This window comes from Micromonospora sp. B11E3, assembly GCF_039871625.1.
Lineage (GTDB): Bacteria > Actinomycetota > Actinomycetes > Mycobacteriales > Micromonosporaceae > Micromonospora.
Map to the genome: position 1 here is coordinate 1 of NZ_JBDPMC010000224.1, position 989 is coordinate 989.

Sequence of the window (989 nt, forward strand, 5' to 3'; positions counted from 1 at the left end):
AGAGCGACCGGCAATAGGTGTCATCTGAGTCTGCGAGTGGTGGGTCGGGCGTCCCAGCGGTAGAGGGTTCGGGCTCGAGTGATGAGCTGACGGATGGTGACGATGGCGGCGGCCAGGTACAGATAGAAGTCGATGATCTCGGCCTTGCGGTCGGTGCAGCGGCGGATCTTGCCGAACCCGTTCATCCACGAATTCGTTCTCTCAACCACCCAGCGCTTGCCTACCTGGATCGGGGCGGGCACGCCCTTGCGGGCGATCTCGGCGTCGAAGCCGATCTCTTCGAGCAGATCACGGGTTCGGTTGTTGTCATAGCCTCGGTCCAGATGCGCGGTGACCTGTTCAGGCCAGTAGTGGCGCAGTTGGGCGCTGCACGCTTCGAAGGTGTCGCGCAGCAGCGGCGAGTCGTGCCGATTGGCGGTGGCACCGGTGATCCCGAGCGGGATGCCGTAGCCGTCCACGCCGGTCGAGCGTTTCATGCCGCCCTTGCCGCGGTCGACCGGGGATCGGCCGGCCCGGTCTCCGCCGCACGGTGCCTTCGTGATCGCGCCGTCGGCGCTGACATCGGTCAGGTCCAGGCCGATCATGCGGTCGTAGGCGTCCAGGGCCAGTTCGTGAAGCTGCTCGCCCAGGCCGGCTTCGGCCCACACCCATAGGCGCCGACGGATCGTGCGGTCCGAGCATCGCTCGGTGGCCACGCGTTCGTAGCCGGAACCGTGCACGAGAGCGGCGATGACGTGCTCGAACACGACACGGTTCGGGATCTGTCGCCGGTGACAGCCCAACGGATGCTCCGGGTCGAACCCGGGTTGTTCAGGACACAGCGCGGCGAACTGGACCCAGATCGGTTCGAGCACCGATGATGGCAAGGCAGGCACGGGACTCCCGTCGATCACTGAGCGTAGAGAACTCCGATGATCGATGTCCCGTGCCTGTTTGCTACTCCGGGTACCTACCTGTCCGGATCCTGGGTGCCTATTGCCGGTCGCTCT

At 65.4% G+C, this 989-nt stretch carries 1 protein-coding gene; it reads right to left on the minus strand.

Annotation, left to right across the window (positions count from 1 at the left end; genetic code table 11):
• Positions 1–20: 20 nt before the first annotated feature.
• Positions 21–875 (minus strand): IS5 family transposase, encoded by an 855-nt coding sequence (locus ABGB16_RS33780; protein ID WP_347672109.1) that lies wholly within the window; start codon positions 873–875, stop codon positions 21–23.
• Positions 876–989 lie beyond the last annotated feature (114 nt).